The organism is Amycolatopsis sp. PS_44_ISF1, from assembly GCF_032335455.1.
In the GTDB taxonomy this organism is placed as follows: Bacteria; Actinomycetota; Actinomycetes; order Mycobacteriales; family Pseudonocardiaceae; genus Amycolatopsis.
In genome coordinates this window covers 520,112-536,339 of the sequence record NZ_JANUXO010000004.1, presented here as the reverse complement: position 1 = coordinate 536,339, position 16,228 = coordinate 520,112, and the positions used below count along the sequence as shown (strand labels likewise).

Genomic DNA, 16,228 nt, shown 5'->3' with positions numbered 1-16,228 from the left:
GATGGTGCAGCGTTTCGAAGGCCGCGTCGCGGTGATCACCGGCGGCGCGAGCGGCATCGGGCTCGCCTCGGCGCGGCGGCTGGCGAGCGAGGGCGCGAAGATCGTGATCGGCGACCTCGCGCCGGAGCCGGGGCAGGCGGCCGCGGACGAGGTCGGCGGCCTGTTCGTGGCGACCGACGTCACCGACGCCGAGCAGGTCGAGGCCCTGTTCGCCACGGCCGTGCAGCGATACGGCTCGGTCGACGTGGCGTTCAACAACGCCGGCATCTCGCCGCCGGACGACGACTCGATCCTGACCACCGGCATCGAGGCCTGGGAGCGGGTCCAGCGGGTCAACCTGACCTCGGTCTACCTGTGCTGCAAGGCCGCGCTGGCGCACATGCGGCGCCAGGGCCGGGGCTCGATCGTCAACACCGCCTCGTTCGTCGCGGTGATGGGCGCGGCGACCTCGCAGATCTCCTACACCGCGTCCAAGGGCGGCGTGCTGGCGATGAGCCGCGAGCTGGGCGTGCAGTTCGCGCGGGAGAACATCCGGGTCAACGCGCTGTGCCCGGGCCCGGTGAACACCCCGCTGCTCGAGGAGCTGTTCGCCAAGGACCCGGAGCGCGCGGCCCGGCGGCTGGTGCACGTGCCGGTCGGCCGGTTCGCCGAGCCCGAGGAGATCGCCGCCGCGGTGGCCTTCCTGGCCAGCGACGACGCCAGCTTCATCACCGCTTCGCAGTTCCTGGTGGACGGCGGGATCTCGGGTGCGTACGTGACCCCGCTGTGACGCGGGGCCCGGGGGTGCGGCCGAGGTGTGGCGTAGGCCGAGACGGGTAGACTGACGCGCGAAGGGGCAGGTACGGTGACCGCACCGCAGCACCCCCACAACTGCATCGCCGCACGATTGAATGCACAACTGAATACCGGGCCGTTCGAGCCGGAGCGGGAGAGCCCCCAGTCAAACCATGGGGCACCGAAGGAGCAAACTCCCCGGAATCTCTCAGGTACCCACTACCGCTTCGCGCGAGGCCACTCTGGAAAGCAGGCGCACCCGCGCCTCACCCAAGGTGAAAGCCGTGCTGTGCGCGGTGAAACTCTCAGGTGCCCATGACAGAGGGGGAGTTCCCAGTGCACCGCTGCGCCCGGTGCCCGTCCCGAGGAGCTCCCATCACCTCCACCCCCTTCGACGCCCGCCACATCGGGCCGTCCGAGTCCGAGCGGGCCAAGATGCTCGCCGAAACCGGGTACGCGAGCCTGGACGCCCTGGTCGGCGCGGCGGTGCCCTCGGCCATCCGGGCCACCCGCGAGCTGGACCTGCCCGCGGCCGCCAGCGAAGAAGAGGCGACCGCCGAGCTGCGCGCACTGGCGGCGCTGAACCGCCCGATGACGCAGATGATCGGTCTCGGCTACTCCGACACCGTCACCCCGGGCGTGATCCGCCGCAACGTGCTGGAGAACCCGGCCTGGTACACCGCGTACACGCCGTACCAGCCGGAGATCTCGCAGGGGCGGCTCGAAGCGCTGCTGAACTTCCAGACCATGGTCGCCGACCTCACCGGCTTGACCACCGCGAACGCCTCGCTGCTGGACGAGTCGACCGCGGTGGCCGAGGCCGTGACGCTGATGCGCCGGTCCTCGAAGTCCAAGTCCAACGTCGTCGTGCTCGACGCCGAGTGCCTGCCGCAGACCATCGCGGTGGTGCGCACGCGCGCCGCCGCGCTGGACATCGACGTGCAGGTGCGCGATCTGCTGACCGGGCTGCCGGAGGAGTTCTTCGGCGTGGTCGTGCAGTACCCGGGGGCGTCCGGCGTGCTGCGGGGCCGTGGGTTCTACCAGGCCGTCTCGGAGGCCGCGAAGGCCGCGGGCGCGCTGTACACCGTGGCCGCGGACCTGCTGGCGCTCACCCTGATCACTTCGCCGGGCGAGTTCGGTGCCGACGTGGCGGCCGGCTCGACCCAGCGGTTCGGCGTGCCGCTCGGCTACGGCGGCCCGCACGCCGGGTACCTGGCCGTGCGCGCCGGGCTGGAGCGCTCGCTGCCCGGCCGGCTCGTGGGCGTCTCGGTGGACGCCGACGGCAGCTTCGCGTACCGGCTCGCGTTGCAGACGCGGGAGCAGCACATCCGCCGGGAGAAGGCGACGTCGAACATCTGCACCGCGCAGGTGCTGCCGGCCGTGCTCGCCGCGATGTACGCGGTCTACCACGGCCCGGACGGCCTTCAGGCCATCGCGAACCGCGTGCACGGGCTGGCCGCGGGTCTCGCGGACGCGCTGCGTGCCGGTGGGGTCGAGGTCGCGCACGAGTCGTTCTTCGACACGGTCGTGGCGAACGTCCCGGGCCGCGCCGCCCAGGTGCACGCCGCCGCGCGCGAGGCCGGGATCAACCTCGGCCACGTCGACGAGGACCACGTGCGCATCGCCTGCGACGAGGTCACCCGCCCGGACACGATCGCGAAGGTGCTCCGCGCGTTCGGCGTGGACGCGGAATGGGCCGGCGCCACCGCGCTGCCGAACGGCATCGTGCGCGAGAGCGGCTTCATGGGCCACGAGGTGTTCAGCACGCACCGCTCCGAGACCGCGATGCTGCGGTACCTGCGCCGGCTGTCCGACCAGGACTACGCGCTCGACCGCGGCATGATCCCGCTCGGCTCGTGCACGATGAAGCTCAACGCCACCACGGAGATGGAGCCGATCAGCTGGCGCGAGTTCGCGGGCATCCACCCGTTCGCGCCCGCCGAGGACGCCCAGGGCTACCACGTGCTGGTCGAGCAGCTTTCCGGCTGGCTGGCCGAGGTCACCGGATACGACCAGGTGTCGCTGCAGCCCAACGCGGGCAGCCAGGGCGAGCTGGCGGGCCTGCTCGCCATCCGCGGCTACCACCACGCGAACGGCCAGCCCGAGCGCGAAGTCTGCTTGATCCCGTCGTCCGCGCACGGCACCAACGCCGCCTCCGCGGTGCTCGCGGGCATGCGCGTGGTCGTGGTCAAGTGCACCGAGGAGGGCAACGTCGACCTGGCCGACCTGCAGGCCAAGGTGGACGCCCACCGCGACACCCTCGCGGCGATCATGGTCACCTACCCGTCCACGCACGGCGTCTACGAGCACGGCATCGAGCGGCTGGCGAAGATCGTGCACGACGGCGGCGGCCAGGTCTACGTGGACGGTGCGAACCTCAACGCCCTGCTGGGCCTGGCCAAGCCGGGCGAGTTCGGCGGCGACGTCTCGCACCTGAACCTGCACAAGACCTTCTGCATCCCGCACGGCGGCGGCGGACCGGGCGTCGGCCCGGTCGCGGTGCGCGCGCACCTCGCGCCGTACCTGCCGAACCACCCGTTGCTGGACCAGGCGGGCCCGGCCACCGGGGTCGGCCCGATCAGCGGCGCGCCCTACGGCTCGGCCTCGATCCTGCCGATCTCCTGGGCCTACGTCCGGATGATGGGCGGCCCCGGCCTGACCACGGCCACCGAGGTCGCGGTGCTCGCCGCGAACTACGTGGCCTCGCGCCTGTCGCCGCACTTCCCGGTGCTCTACACCGGACAGGACGGGCTGGTCGCCCACGAGTGCATCCTCGACCTGCGCGGGATCACCAAGGAGACCGGCGTGACCGTCGACGACGTCGCGAAGCGGCTCATCGACTACGGCTTCCACGCCCCGACCATGTCGTTCCCGGTGGCCGGCACGCTGATGGTCGAGCCCACCGAGAGCGAGGACCTGGGCGAGATCGACCGGTTCATCGCGGCCATGATCGCCATCCGCGGTGAGATCGACCAGGTCGCGGCCGGCCGGTGGACCGCCGGGTCCAGCCCGCTGCGCGGCGCCCCGCACACCGCGGAGGCCCTGGTTGGGGAGTGGGCCGCGGACTACGACCGGGAGCTGGCGGTGTACCCGGCCGGGGTGTCGCGCAAGAACAAGTACTGGCCGCCGGTCCGCCGCATCGACGGCGCCCGCGGCGACCGCAACCTCGTCTGCTCCTGCCCGCCCCTCAACGCTTACGAAGGCTGATCCGTGTCGAAAGAGACGTCCCTGCACGAGGTCCACAAGGGACTCGGCGCCCTGTTCACCGACTTCGCCGGCTGGTCGATGCCCGTGCGCTACGCCAGTGAGCTGGCCGAGCACAAGGCCGTGCGCGAGGCGGCGGGCCTGTTCGACCTCTCGCACATGGCCGAGATCCACGTCCGCGGCCCGCAGGCCGCCGACGTGCTCGACTTCGCCCTGGTCGGCAACCTCTCCGGGGTCAAGCCGGGCCGGGCGCGGTACACGATGATCTGCGACGCCGACGGCGGGGTGCTGGACGACCTGGTCGTCTACCGGCTGGCCGATCAGGAGTACCTGGTGGTCGCCAACGCCGGCAACGCCGACGTGGTCGCGGCGGCGCTGGCCGAGCGGGTGGCCGGGTTCGACGCGGTGGTGGACGACCGTTCGGCCGGAACCGCGCTGCTCGCGGTCCAGGGCCCGAAGGCCGTGGAGATCCTGCGCGCGGTGACCGACGCGGACCTGGACTCGTTGAAGTACTACGCCAGCGTGCCGGCCGTGGTGAAGGGGCACGACGTGCTCCTGGCCCGCACCGGCTACACCGGCGAGGACGGCTTCGAGCTGTACGTGCCGGCCGAGGAGGCGCCTTCGGTGTGGCGGATCCTGACCGAGGCCGGGGAGCCGCACGGGCTGGTCCCGGCCGGGCTGGCCTGCCGCGACACCCTGCGGCTGGAAGCCGGGATGCCGTTGTACGGCAACGAGCTCAGCCTCCGGCTCAGCCCGTTCGAGGCCGGGCTGGGACGCGTGGTGAAGTTCGAGAAGCCGGGTGACTTCGTCGGTCGCGCGGCGCTGGAGGAGCTGGCCAAGGCGGACGTTCCGCGGGTGCGCGTGGGCCTGCGTGGCGCCGGGCGGCGGGCGCCGCGTCACGGCTATCGTCTGCTTTCCGGCGACGTCGGAAACGACCCGGCGGTGGGCCTCGAGGTCGGCACGGTGACCAGTGGCGCGCTGTCGCCGACGCTGGGCTACCCGATCGCCATGGCGTACGTCGATCGGGCGTACACCGAGCCTGGTACGAAGCTTTCCGTCGACATCAGGGGCAGGATCGAGCCCGTCGAGGTCGTCTCCCTGCCCTTCTACTCCCGAGCCTGAAAGCCCGAAGGTACCCATGAGCATCCCCCAGAACCTGTCCTACACCAAGGAACACGAGTGGCTGAACGTCGAGGACGGCGTGGCCACCGTGGGCATCACCGCCTTCGCGGCGGAATCGCTCGGTGACATCGTGTTCGTGCAGCTGCCCGCGGCGGGCGAGCCGGTGACCGCCGGCGAGGTGTTCGGCGAGGTCGAGTCGACCAAGTCGGTCAGCGAGCTGTACTCGCCGGTCAGCGGTGAGGTGGTCGAGGTGAACGAGACCACATCGGACACCCCCGAGGTGATCAACTCCGACCCCTACACCGAAGGATGGCTGCTGAAGGTGCGCCTGACCGGGGACACCCCCGAGCTGCTCGACGCCGCCGCCTACGCCGCGCTCACCCAGGAGAACTGATGACGACTTTCGACGCCCCGCTGTCGGTCGTGGACCCCGAGGTCGCCACCGCCGTCGCGGCCGAGCTGGACCGCCAGCAGTCCACGCTGGAGATGATCGCCTCCGAGAACTTCGCGCCGGTGGGCGTGCTCGAGGCGCAGGGCTCGGTGCTGACCAACAAGTACGCCGAGGGGTACCCGGGCCGCCGGTACTACGGCGGCTGCGAGCACGTCGACGTCATCGAGCAGCTCGCCATCGACCGGGCCAAGGCGCTGTTCGGGGCCGAGCACGCGAACGTACAGCCGCACTCGGGCGCCCAGGCCAACGCGGCGGCCATGGTGTCGGTGCTGAAGCCGGGGGACACGATCCTCGGCCTCGACCTCGCGCACGGCGGGCACCTGACCCACGGGATGAAGATAAACTTCTCCGGCAAGCTGTACACCGTGGTCGCCTACCACGTCGACCGGGAAACCGGGATCGTCGACCTGGCCGAGATCGAGCGGCTGGCGCTCGAGCACCGGCCGAAGCTGATCATCGCCGGCTGGTCGGCCTACCCGCGCCAGCTCGACTTCGCCGAGTTCCGCCGGATCGCCGACCTGGCCGGCGCGCGGCTGATGGTGGACATGGCGCACTTCGCCGGCCTGGTGGCCGCGGGGCTGCACCCGTCGCCGGTGCCGTACGCCGACATCGTCACCACCACCACGCACAAGACCCTCGGCGGCCCGCGCGGCGGCCTGATCCTGTGCCGCGAGGAGCTGGCGAAGAAGATCAACTCGGCGGTGTTCCCCGGCCAGCAGGGCGGACCGCTGGAGCACGTGATCGCGGCGAAGGCCGTGGCGTTGAAGATCGCCGCGAGCGAGGAGTTCCGCGAGCGGCAGGAGCGGACCCTGGCCGGCTCGCGGATCCTGGCCGACCGGCTGTCGCGTTCGGACTGCGCCGAGGCGGGCGTGCGGGTGCTCACCGGCGGCACCGACGTGCACCTGGTGCTGGTCGACCTGGTCGGCTCCGCGCTCAACGGCCAGGAGGCCGAGGACCGGCTGCACTCGGTGGGCATCACGGTCAACCGCAACGCGGTGCCGTTCGACCCGCGCCCGCCGATGGTCACCTCCGGCCTGCGCATCGGCACCCCGGCGCTGGCCACGCGTGGCTTCGAGGCCGAAGACTTCACCGAGGTCGCCGACGTGATCGCCGAGGCGCTCAAACCCGATTTCGACGAGTCCGTGCGGCAGGCGTTGAGCAGCCGGGTCGCGTTGCTGGCCAAGAAGCACCCGCTGTACGCGGACCTCTCCCGATGAGCGCGGCGCCTGAGGGGCGGAAGTTGTTGCGGTTGGAGGTCCGTAACAGTGAGACGCCGATTGAGAAGAAGCCGTCGTGGATTAGGACGCGGGTGCGGATGGGGCCTGAGTTCACGGAGTTGAAGGGCTTGGTCCGTCGTGAGGGTTTGCACACGGTGTGTGAGGAGGCGGGCTGCCCGAATATTTATGAGTGCTGGGAGGATCGTGAGGCGACGTTCCTGATCGGGGGTGATCAGTGCACGCGGCGGTGTGATTTCTGTCAGATCGACACGGGTAAGCCGGCTGAGCTGGATCGTACCGAGCCGCGGAAGGTGGCGGAGTCGGTGCAGGCGATGGGCCTGCGGTATTCGACGATCACCGGTGTCGCGCGGGATGATCTCGATGACGGTGGCGCGTGGTTGTATGCGGAGACGGTCCGGCAGATCCATGAGCTGAATCCGGGTACCGGGGTGGAGTTGCTGATCCCGGATTTCAACGCCGATCCGGCGCAGCTGGCGGAGGTGTTCAGCGCACGCCCGGAGGTGCTGGCGCACAATGTGGAGACGGTGCCGCGGATTTTCAAGCGGATCCGTCCGGGTTTCCGGTACGCACGGTCGTTGGAGGTTATTACCCGGGCTCGTGCGGCCGGTCTGGTGACGAAGTCGAATCTGATCCTGGGGATGGGTGAGACGCCGGACGAGGTGGGTCCGGCGATGCGGGACCTGGTGGAGGCGGGGTGCGAGATCCTCACCATCACCCAGTATTTGCGTCCGTCGCCGCGGCATCATCCGGTGGATCGGTGGGTGAAGCCGGAGGAGTTCGTGGAGCATGCGGGGGCGGCGGAGGCGATGGGGTTCGCGGGGGTGATGGCGGGTCCTTTGGTGCGGTCGTCGTATCGGGCGGGCCGGTTGTATGCGCAGGCCAAGGCCCGTCGTGGTGAAGCCCTCCCGGGCAACCTCTCCCACCTCGCCGAGCAGGGTCCGGCCGCGCAAGAGGCCAGCTCCCTGCTCACCAGATAAGGGGCACGATCAATGGCGATCAGCGTCTTCGACCTGTTTTCCGTCGGTATCGGGCCGTCCAGCTCGCACACCGTCGGCCCGATGCGGGCGGCCCGGACCTTTGTGGACGGTCTCGCCGAGGACGGCACCCTGGGCGGCGTGGCCCGGGTGCAGGCCGAGCTCTTCGGCTCGCTCGGCGCGACCGGCTTCGGCCACGGCAGCGACAAGGCCGTGCTGCTCGGGCTGTCCGGCGAGCGGCCCGAGGAGATCGACACCGACACGGTACCGGCGAAGGTCGCGGCGATCCGCGAGTCGGGCCGGCTGCTGGTGCGCGGTGAGCACGAAGTCGTGTTCGTCGAGGACACCGACCTGACCATGCACCGGCGCAAATCGCTGCCGGCGCACCCCAACGGGATGGTGTTCCGCGCCTTCGACGCCGACGGCGGGCTGCTGCGCGAACGCACGTACTACTCGGTCGGCGGCGGGTTCGTCCGGGACGAGTCCTACGAGACGGACGCGGTGTTCGTCGAGGACTCGACCCCGGTGCCGTTCCCGTTCCGCACCGGCGCGGACCTGCTGAAGCACTGCCTCGACACCGGGCTGACGGTGAGCGAGGTGATGATGCGCAACGAGCTGTCCTGGCGTTCGCGCGAAGCGGTGCGGTCCGGGCTGCTGGCGATCTGGGCCGTGATGGCCGAATGCGTGGAAAACGGCATCGCCCACGAGGGCGTGCTGCCCGGCGGGCTGAAGGTGCCCCGGCGCGCGAAAGCCTTGCACGACAAGCTGATCGCCGAGGACGGGGTGGGCGACCCGCTGTACGCGATGGACTGGGTCAGCCTGTACGCGTTGGCCGTCAACGAGGAGAACGCGGCCGGCGGACGCGTGGTGACCGCCCCGACCAACGGGGCGGCCGGCATCATCCCCGCGGTGCTGCACTACTACCAGCGCTTCATCCGCGGCGCCTCGGAAGACGGCATCGTGACGTTCCTGCTCACCGCGGGTGCGATCGGCTCGATCCTCAAGCAGACCGGGTCGATCTCGGGCGCCGAGGTCGGCTGCCAGGGCGAGGTCGGCTCGGCCTCGGCCATGGCGGCGGCCGCGCTGACCGAGGTGCTGGGCGGTTCGCCGGCCCAGGTGGAGAACGCCGCCGAGATCGGCGTCGAGCACCACCTGGGCTTGACCTGCGACCCGGTCGGCGGGCTGGTGCAGATCCCGTGCATCGAGCGCAACGCGGTCGGTGCGTCCAAGGCGATCCACGCCGCCCGCATGGCCATGCGCGGCGACGGCAGCCACGTGGTCACGCTGGACAAGGCGATCAAGACCATGCGCGAGACCGGCGCGGACATGAGCGTGAAGTACAAGGAGACCGCGCGCGGCGGTTTGGCCGTGAACGTGATCGAGTGCTGATCTCCGGGTCCTGAAACGGCGTTCGGCGGGCCGGGCCGAGGCGGGAGCCTCCGTCCGGTCCGCCGGGGCGCTGCCGGCGGGGGTGCGGTGACGCGGTCCGCGGCGGTGCCGGGGCCGTCCGGCCTAGACTCGGGGAGTGGAGTCGACGCCGGTGGTGAGCGCGGGGGAAGCCCTGTTCCGGCCCGTGCGCGCCGGCAACGCGTTCGAGGAGACCGTGGAGCGGCTGCTGCAGTCCATCCGGCTCGGAGTGGTCGGGGCGGGGGAGCGGCTGCCTTCGGAGCGGGAGCTGGCCGAGCGGCTCGGCGTCAGCCGGGTGACGTTGCGCGAGGCGATCCGCGCGCTGGCCGATGCCGGGTACGTCGAGTCGAGGCGCGGGCGCTACGGCGGCACGTTCGTCACCCAGAGCCTGCCGGAACCGGGGGAGGGCGATCCCGGCACCGTAGACGCCGCGGCGTTCGAGGACGCGCTCTGCCTGCGTCACGTGCTGGAGACCGGGGCCGCCGAGGCCGCCGCCGCGCGCACGCTGAGCCCGGCCGACCGCCGTCACCTCACCGCCACCCTCGGCGAGACCGCCACCGCGGACCTGGCCGAATACCGGCGCCGGGACTCCCGGCTGCACCTCGCGATCGCCGAGGTCACCGCGTCCGGCTCGCTCACCACCGCGGTGGCCGACGCCCGCATGCGCGTGAACCTGCTGCTCGACCGGATCCCGCTGCTGGAGCCCAATCTGGAGCATTCGAACGCCCAGCACGCGGCGATCGTCGACGCGATACTGGCGGGGGAACCGGTGGCCGCGCGCCACGCGATGGCCGAGCACATCGAGGGCACCGCCTCGCTGCTGCGGGCCTTCCTCGCCTGAGATTTTTTTGTGACGAACAGAACTCAGCCACCCGTACGGGCGTCCTCTCATCGTGGGAGACGAGACGGATAACGCTACCGAGAGTGTTCCGACTGACGTTTCAACCGGGGTTTCGGACGGCTTGGAGGATGCCGCCGACCGGGCCGGTGCGGGTCGTCGTCGCAGGTGGCGCCGGGTCCGCCGGATTTCCTACTGCGTGTTCGGGGCCGCGGTCGGGGTGCCGCTGATCGGGTTCTGGGTCGCATATCTGCTGCTGGATGTGCGCAGCCCGCAGGAGGTGCTCGCCTCGCTGAACAAGACGGTGGTGCTGGAGTACGGCGACGGCTCCGAACTGCTGAAGGTCCCGCCGGCCGAAGGTGACCGCTTGTTCGTTCCGTATGCGAAAGTCCCCGAGAAGCTGCGTGATGCGATCATCGCGACCGAAGATCCGACGTTCTGGGACAACGCGGGCTTCGATCCCACGGGCATCGGCCGTGCGTTCCTCACCGGTGTCGGTGGGGGCTCGGGCATCACGCAGCAGTACATCAAGAAGTCCACCGGCGACGATGACGCGACCCTCGGGCGCAAGCTGGAAGAGCTGGTGCTGGCCACGAAGATCACGCAGCAGCAGAGCAAGGAGCGGATCTTCGAGAGCTACGTCAACATCATCTCGTTCGGGCGGGGCACGTTCGGTCCGTCCGCGGCGATGAGCGCGTACTTCGGCCGCGATCTCGATCAGAGCATGACCTGGAGCGAGGCCGCTTTCCTGGCGGGGATGATCCAGTCGCCGTCGGTGCACGATCCCGCGGCGTCGGGGGACGCGCACGCGGCCAAGCGCTGGGGGTATGTGCGTGACAAGCTCCGGCAGCGCGGCTACGTCACGGAGGTGGAGGCCGCGGCGATGGTCTACCCGGGCGCGGAGGTCCGGGCGCCGTCGGGAACGCGGGCGAGCCGGCTGAGCTACGACGAGTACCACGTCAAACAGCAGGTGCTGACCGAGCTGGAGCAGGACGGGTTCCCGTTGTCCCGGTTGCAGCAAGGGAATCTGACCGTGCGGACGACGCTGGACCGCGGGGCGCAGGCGGCTGCGCGCACGGCGTTGTCCGACCGGTTGAAGGGTGAGCCCCAGGAGTTCCGCGGCGGGCTGGTGTCGGTCGATCCGTCCACCGGTGCGGTGCGCGCGTACGACGGGGGTGACAACGGTGTCCGTGACTACGCCGGTACAGCGCACGCGCCCGGTTCGGCGTTCTACCCGCTGACGCTGGCGGCCGGGCTGCACGCGGGGGTCTCGCCCGATCGGGCGGTGGCGTCGCCGGACCGGATCCGCTTCCTCGGCGAGGAGTTCGTCTACCCCGGCCGCTGCGCGAAACCCTGCACCCTGCGCATTGCCATGACCTCGGGCGCGGACACGCCGTTCATCGGGCTGGCCGGCAAGGTCGGGCCCGACGCGGTGAGCGCGGCGGCCCGGGACGCCGGGATCCCGGACACCGTCGACGGTGAGCCGACCATGCGGGAGAAGGACGGGTACCTGATCGGTTCGGGTATCGCGGTCGGCCGCTACCCGGTGCGGCCGCTGGACCTGGCCGGTGCGTACGCGAGCTTCGCCGACGGCGGCCTGCGGACCACGGCACACCTGGTCGAGGCGGTGCTCGACCAGGACGGCACGCCGGTGTGGCGGCACGACGACACGGCCAAGCCGTCCTTCGACGACGACGCGGGCGTGAGCAGGCGCATCGCCGACGGGGTGACCGACGTGCTGCGGACCTCGTTGCCCGACGGCCGCCCCGCCGCGCTGCGCACGGGGGAGTTCCAGCACGGCAACAGCACCGACACCCAGGACGGCTGGGCCATCGGGTACACCCCGCAACTGTCCACCGCGGTGTGGATCGGCTCCGACGACGACCGCCGCCTGCCCGAGGCCACGGACGGCGAACTGACCGGCGCGACCGTGCCCGCGCAGGTGTGGCGGGCGTTCATGACGCAGACGCACCGGTCACTCCCGGTGCGGTGGAACGAAGCAGGCGGGAAAAGGGCGGGCGAGCCCGTGGAACGGGGGCCAGGCTCTTAGGCCGCGGGTGAGCACGAACCCGTCGTGACCCCGGTCGGCGGTCCGGCCCGGCTCCGGGTTCAGCGTCGGGTCGCCTTCGGGATCACCAGCGGGGTGCCGGTCTCCGGGCAGGGCATCACGCGGCAGGGCAGCTCGAAGATCTTCTCGACGTTTTCCTCGGTGACGACCTCGGCCGGGGTGCCGGTGGCCAGCACCCGCCCGTCGCGCAGGGCGATCATGTGCGTGGCGTAGCGGGCGGCGTGGTTGAGGTCGTGCAGCACGGCCACGAGCGTGCGGCCCTGCTCGGCGTGCAACTGGGCGCACAGGTCGAGGATGTCCATCTGGTGGGCGATGTCCAGGTAGGTCGTGGGCTCGTCGAGCAGCAGCAGATCGGTCTGCTGGGCCAGTGCCATGGCCATCCAGACGCGCTGGCGCTGGCCGCCGGAGAGCTCGTCGACCAGCCGCTCGGCCAGGTCGTCGACCCCGGTCGCGCGCATCGACTCGGCGACCACGGCGGCGTCGTCGCGGGACCACTGGCGCAGCAGGCGCTGGTGCGGGTACCGGCCGCGGGAGACCAGGTCGGCCACCGTGATGCCGTCCGGCGCGACCGAGCTCTGCGGCAGCAGCCCCAGCCGGCGGGCGACCTCCTTCGCGCCGTAGCTGGAGATCACCGCGCCGTCGAGGTACACCGAGCCTTGGCGTGGCTTGAGCATCCGCGCGAGCGCTCGCAGCAGGGTGGTCTTGCCGCAGGCGTTCGGGCCGACGATCACCGTGAACGACCGGTCCGGGATGACCACGCCCAGTTCCTCGGCGACGGTGCGCCCGTCGTAGGCGAGGGTCAGGGCCTCGGTGTGCAGGCGCGATTCGATCCGGGTCGGCACTTCGGCGATCGTCTGTTCCACGAAGGCTAGGCTAACCTAGTGACCCTCGTTCGGGGAGCTCCCCGGGGTGTGTTCGCCGAGCGTGACCACCCGGTGCCATCATGCTGTCGGCAGGAATCCTGGCGCGGGCGAAGGTGGCGATGGACGACTACCGGGTCGTCGCGGACGGGCTCGCCGCCGAGATCGAGGCCGGGCGCCTGCGTCCGCGCGGCTCGCCCGGCGCCCGAGCCCGCGCTGGCGGAGCCGGGCGACGCGCGAGTGGACCTGGAGCTGAACTTCGCCGTGCTGCCCAGCCAGTCCGCGAAGCTGGCAGATGCGCTGGAGCCGCTGCTTCGCACCGACGTCTTCACCGACGCGCTGCACCCGGTGGGCGCGGCCGGCACGAAGGCGGTCCGCGAAGCCGCCGCCGGTCTGCTCGCGCGCGGGGGCTGGACGCCCGGCCCGGGCACGGTGCTGATCACCGGCAACGGCCGTCAGGGCATCGCCGCGGCGGTCTCGGCGTTCGTGCCGATGGGGGAGCGGCTGGCGGTCGAGGCGCTGACCTACCCCGTGGTCAAGGCGATGGCGAGGCGGCTGGGGATCGAACTGGTGCCGATCGAGACCGACGCCGGAGGTCTGGTCCCGGCCGCGCTCGAAGCCGCTCACGCGACGGCGCCGGTGCGCGCGCTCTACGTCCAGCCGACGCTGCACAACCCACTCGGCCCGACCATGCCCGCGGCGCGCCGAGCTCGCGGAGACCGTGCGACGGCTGGACCTGCCCGTGGTCGAGGACAGCATCTACGCCTTCCTGCGCCCCGAAACCGCGCCGCTCGTCGCGCTTCGCCGTTGAAGCGGCAACGCGCTGGATCGCTAGCGGCGTACTGGCTGAGGTTGAAGCGGTGAAGCGGGCTGACGTGGCGAAGCGCGCGAAGATCCTGGACGAGCGGCTGGACGGCTTCCCGGTCCTCGGTGACCCGGCGGCTTATCACCGGTGGTGGGAGCTGCCGGACCAGTGGCGGGCGGAGACCTTCGTGGCGGCGGCTACCCGCCGGGGGATCGCGCTGCTGCCGGCGGCGGCGTTCGCGGTGCGGCCGGGGCACGCGCCCGACGCGGTGCGGATCGCGGTTTCCGCAACCACCGGAGGAGGCCCTGGCGACGGCGCTGGACGTGCTGGCCGGGCTGGCGGCGGGGACCCCGGAGGACGCGCTCGTCGAGTAGGGTCCGGGAGCGTTCGGTCCGGCTGACCGGTGTGAGCCCGCACGGGTTTTCACCGCCGCGGCTGCCACTTGCCCACGAAACTCCCGCACACCACCGATTCCCCGGCCAGCCGGGCGCGGATCGCGTTCTCCAGCCCCTGGTAGTCGACGTTCGGGGTGGCCGCCGGCACCGAAGCGGGCACCGGGCCGCCGTGGGCCAGCACCTGGTTCGGCACCGTTTCGAAGAGGACCAGGTAGTCGCCGTCGTGGTCGAGGCGGTCGGCGGTGGTGAGCATGCGGGCCGGTGCGTCGCCGACGATCTCCTGCGGCAGGGGCCACTCGAGCGGGAACGGGTTGCGCCGGCCGAAGGCGGGGTAGGCGAACGGGTTGTCCGGCAGCACCGCCACCTGTTCGGCCGGGTAGCGGTTCAGGCAGTCGTGGATCTGGGCGACGTAGGCGTAGGTGGCCGGGTTCGTGCGGATGCCCTGCAGAGCCGGGCTGACCGCGCCCAGGTCGGCGGTGAGTTCGCCGTGCGAAAGGTCGAAGTAGGCCGCCTCGTCGTGGTGCGCGACCACCGCCCAGCCGCACAGGGCGGCGGTGGCCAGTCCGGCCGTCGCGGTGAGCCGGGGGAGCGGTTCGGCGGGTGGCACGACCTCGGCGACCAGCAGCAGCGCGGTGAGCGCGAGGGTGCCGGTGAGCAGCGTCGGGGTGTCGTTGCCCCAGGAGAGGCTGGCCATGAAACCGGTCGCGAGCACCAGCAGCCCGGCCCACGGCAGCCGTCTGAGCCCGATCGCGCGCACCACCACGGCCAGCCCGAGGATCCACCAGAGCACATCGGCCCAGCGGGTCGAGGCGGTGAACCGGCCGTCCCATATGGTCCAGACCACTACGGCGACAGCGCCCAGGGCCGACAGCCACGAGACCACGCGACCGGCCGCCCCCAGCCGGTCGCCGCCGAGGCGCACCAGCACCAGTACCACGGCGATCGCGGCGAACCACGTCAGCCGGCGGCCCGGCGGGAGGGCAAGCGTCGCGGGGTCGTCCAGCCACAGGCCGAGCAGGCGTTCGCCGTAGGCGGGGACGCCGCCGGTCAGTTGGGCGACCATTGCGCCGAAGCCGCCGCCGGCCGTCACCCAGGCGACGTAGCCCAGTCCGAACGCGCCGAGCGCCAGCACATCGGGGATCAGGCGGCGCCGGCGGTCCGGGTAGGAGAGGGTCCAGACCAGGCCGATCAGCGCGGCGGGGACGAAGCTCTGCTTCATGAACACGGCCGCGCCGAGCAGCGCCAGCCCGCCGAGCCGGGGCAGCGCCTTTCCGCTGCGCAGACCGGCGTCCAGGGCCCAGGCACCGCACGCGGTCAGCGCGATGCCGTCGATGGTGTGCCAGGCCATGAGCGGGAACCCGTTGAGGTTGACCAGCGCGGCGGCGGCGACCAGCGCCGTGCGCCCGACCCCCCAGGTGTGCACCGGCCGCCGCGTGACCAGCACCGCGAACGCCATCGTGGCCAGCGTGAGCTCGACCATGGCGAGGACGCCGGAAGCGAAGAACAGCGGCCCCGGCAGCGCGAAGTCGAGCACGTGCAGCACGGCCGAGCCGAGCGGCCGCGCGGAGATGATGCCGGCGTGCGGGACTTCGCCGTGCCGCACCCGCCAGGCCTGCGCCAGGATGAACCCCTGGTCCGTGGGCTGGAACCCGAACCGCCCGACCCGCCACTCCGTCGCGAGCGCCAGGGCGGCCACCCACCCGGCGTGCACCGCCCCCCGCGCCGCCACCCGCCCGCGTCCACCCCGTCCCGCGGCGACCGGCGGCAGCGCCGGACTGGCGACGTCCACGCTGGCCCTCTTCCCGATCGTGCGGCTGGCTCACCCGGCCCGGTCCGGACCGCGATGGTAACGGCCGCGGTCTGGGGTACCGGCCCGCGCCCTAGGCCCGCCGACGGGACCAATCCATTGGCCAGTGCCAGGCCCGCCGCGACCTGGCCTGGGGCCGGTCTTGTTCTTCGCGGTCGGTAAGCCCTCCCCGACCACCCCCCGCCAGGCCTTTCGGGCAGGACTCGGCTTCGACCACGCCGGTATCGGAGCCCGGGTGGACGGTGTGGTGGGGGGTAGAGGTATCAGCGCGAACCCGTAACCGGT

General features: G+C 71.6%; 12 protein-coding genes and 1 riboswitch. Of the genes, 10 read left to right on the top strand and 2 right to left on the bottom strand.

The annotated features are described in order from the left end of the window. Position 1 precedes the first annotated feature (1 nt). From NYF13_RS32340 to NYF13_RS32300, 9 genes are all read left to right on the top strand, one after another. Positions 2–769 carry a 3-oxoacyl-ACP reductase gene (locus NYF13_RS32340; protein WP_315661722.1) on the top strand — a complete coding sequence of 256 codons (768 nt, stop codon included), beginning with the start codon at positions 2–4 and terminating at the stop codon, positions 767–769. Positions 770–915: 146 nt separating this feature from the next. Further along, positions 916–1,009, top strand: a riboswitch (glycine riboswitch). 140 nt (positions 1,010–1,149) lie between these two features. Further along, on the top strand, positions 1,150–3,981 hold the full coding sequence (gene gcvP, locus NYF13_RS32335) for an aminomethyl-transferring glycine dehydrogenase (protein ID WP_315661975.1): 2,832 nt from the start codon (positions 1,150–1,152) through the stop codon (positions 3,979–3,981). A 3-nt stretch (positions 3,982–3,984) separates the two neighbouring features. Further along, positions 3,985–5,100 carry a glycine cleavage system aminomethyltransferase GcvT gene (gcvT, locus tag NYF13_RS32330; RefSeq protein WP_315661721.1) on the top strand — a complete coding sequence of 372 codons (1,116 nt, stop codon included), beginning with the start codon at positions 3,985–3,987 and terminating at the stop codon, positions 5,098–5,100. A 16-nt stretch (positions 5,101–5,116) separates the two neighbouring features. Further along, a complete protein-coding gene (gene gcvH / locus NYF13_RS32325; protein ID WP_315661720.1) occupies positions 5,117–5,494 on the top strand; it encodes a glycine cleavage system protein GcvH in 378 nt (125 codons plus the stop codon). Further along, positions 5,494–6,768 (top strand): serine hydroxymethyltransferase, encoded by a 1,275-nt coding sequence (glyA, locus tag NYF13_RS32320; protein WP_315661719.1) that lies wholly within the window; start codon positions 5,494–5,496, stop codon positions 6,766–6,768. The genes gcvH and glyA overlap by 1 nt, the downstream gene beginning before the upstream one ends. Then, positions 6,765–7,766 carry a lipoyl synthase gene (lipA, locus tag NYF13_RS32315; protein ID WP_315661718.1) on the top strand — a complete coding sequence of 334 codons (1,002 nt, stop codon included), beginning with the start codon at positions 6,765–6,767 and terminating at the stop codon, positions 7,764–7,766. The genes glyA and lipA overlap by 4 nt, the downstream gene beginning before the upstream one ends. A gap of 12 nt (positions 7,767–7,778) precedes the next feature. Beyond that, on the top strand, positions 7,779–9,152 hold the full coding sequence (locus tag NYF13_RS32310; protein ID WP_315661717.1) for an L-serine ammonia-lyase: 1,374 nt from the start codon (positions 7,779–7,781) through the stop codon (positions 9,150–9,152). Between the two features lie 136 nt (positions 9,153–9,288). Continuing rightward, positions 9,289–10,011, top strand: coding sequence for a GntR family transcriptional regulator (locus NYF13_RS32305; protein ID WP_315661716.1), 723 nt, complete (start codon positions 9,289–9,291; stop codon positions 10,009–10,011). Positions 10,012–10,132: 121 nt separating this feature from the next. Further along, positions 10,133–12,058 (top strand): transglycosylase domain-containing protein, encoded by a 1,926-nt coding sequence (locus tag NYF13_RS32300; protein WP_396287790.1) that lies wholly within the window; start codon positions 10,133–10,135, stop codon positions 12,056–12,058. 59 nt (positions 12,059–12,117) lie between these two features. Here NYF13_RS32300 and NYF13_RS32295 read toward each other — a convergent pair whose 3' ends face one another. Continuing rightward, positions 12,118–12,939: an ABC transporter ATP-binding protein gene (locus NYF13_RS32295; RefSeq protein WP_315661714.1), complete on the bottom strand. Its 822-nt coding sequence runs from the start codon at positions 12,937–12,939 to the stop codon at positions 12,118–12,120. A gap of 237 nt (positions 12,940–13,176) precedes the next feature. On the opposite strand from NYF13_RS32295, the gene NYF13_RS36855 reads away from it, so the two are divergent. Beyond that, complete coding sequence (locus NYF13_RS36855; RefSeq protein WP_396287789.1) at positions 13,177–13,800, top strand: hypothetical protein; 624 nt, start codon at positions 13,177–13,179, stop codon at positions 13,798–13,800. 364 nt (positions 13,801–14,164) lie between these two features. On the opposite strand, the gene NYF13_RS32285 is transcribed toward NYF13_RS36855, so the two are convergent. Beyond that, entirely contained in the window at positions 14,165–15,925 is a 1,761-nt protein-coding gene (locus NYF13_RS32285) for a hypothetical protein (protein WP_315661713.1), read from the bottom strand. Positions 15,926–16,228: the final 303 nt, after the last annotated feature.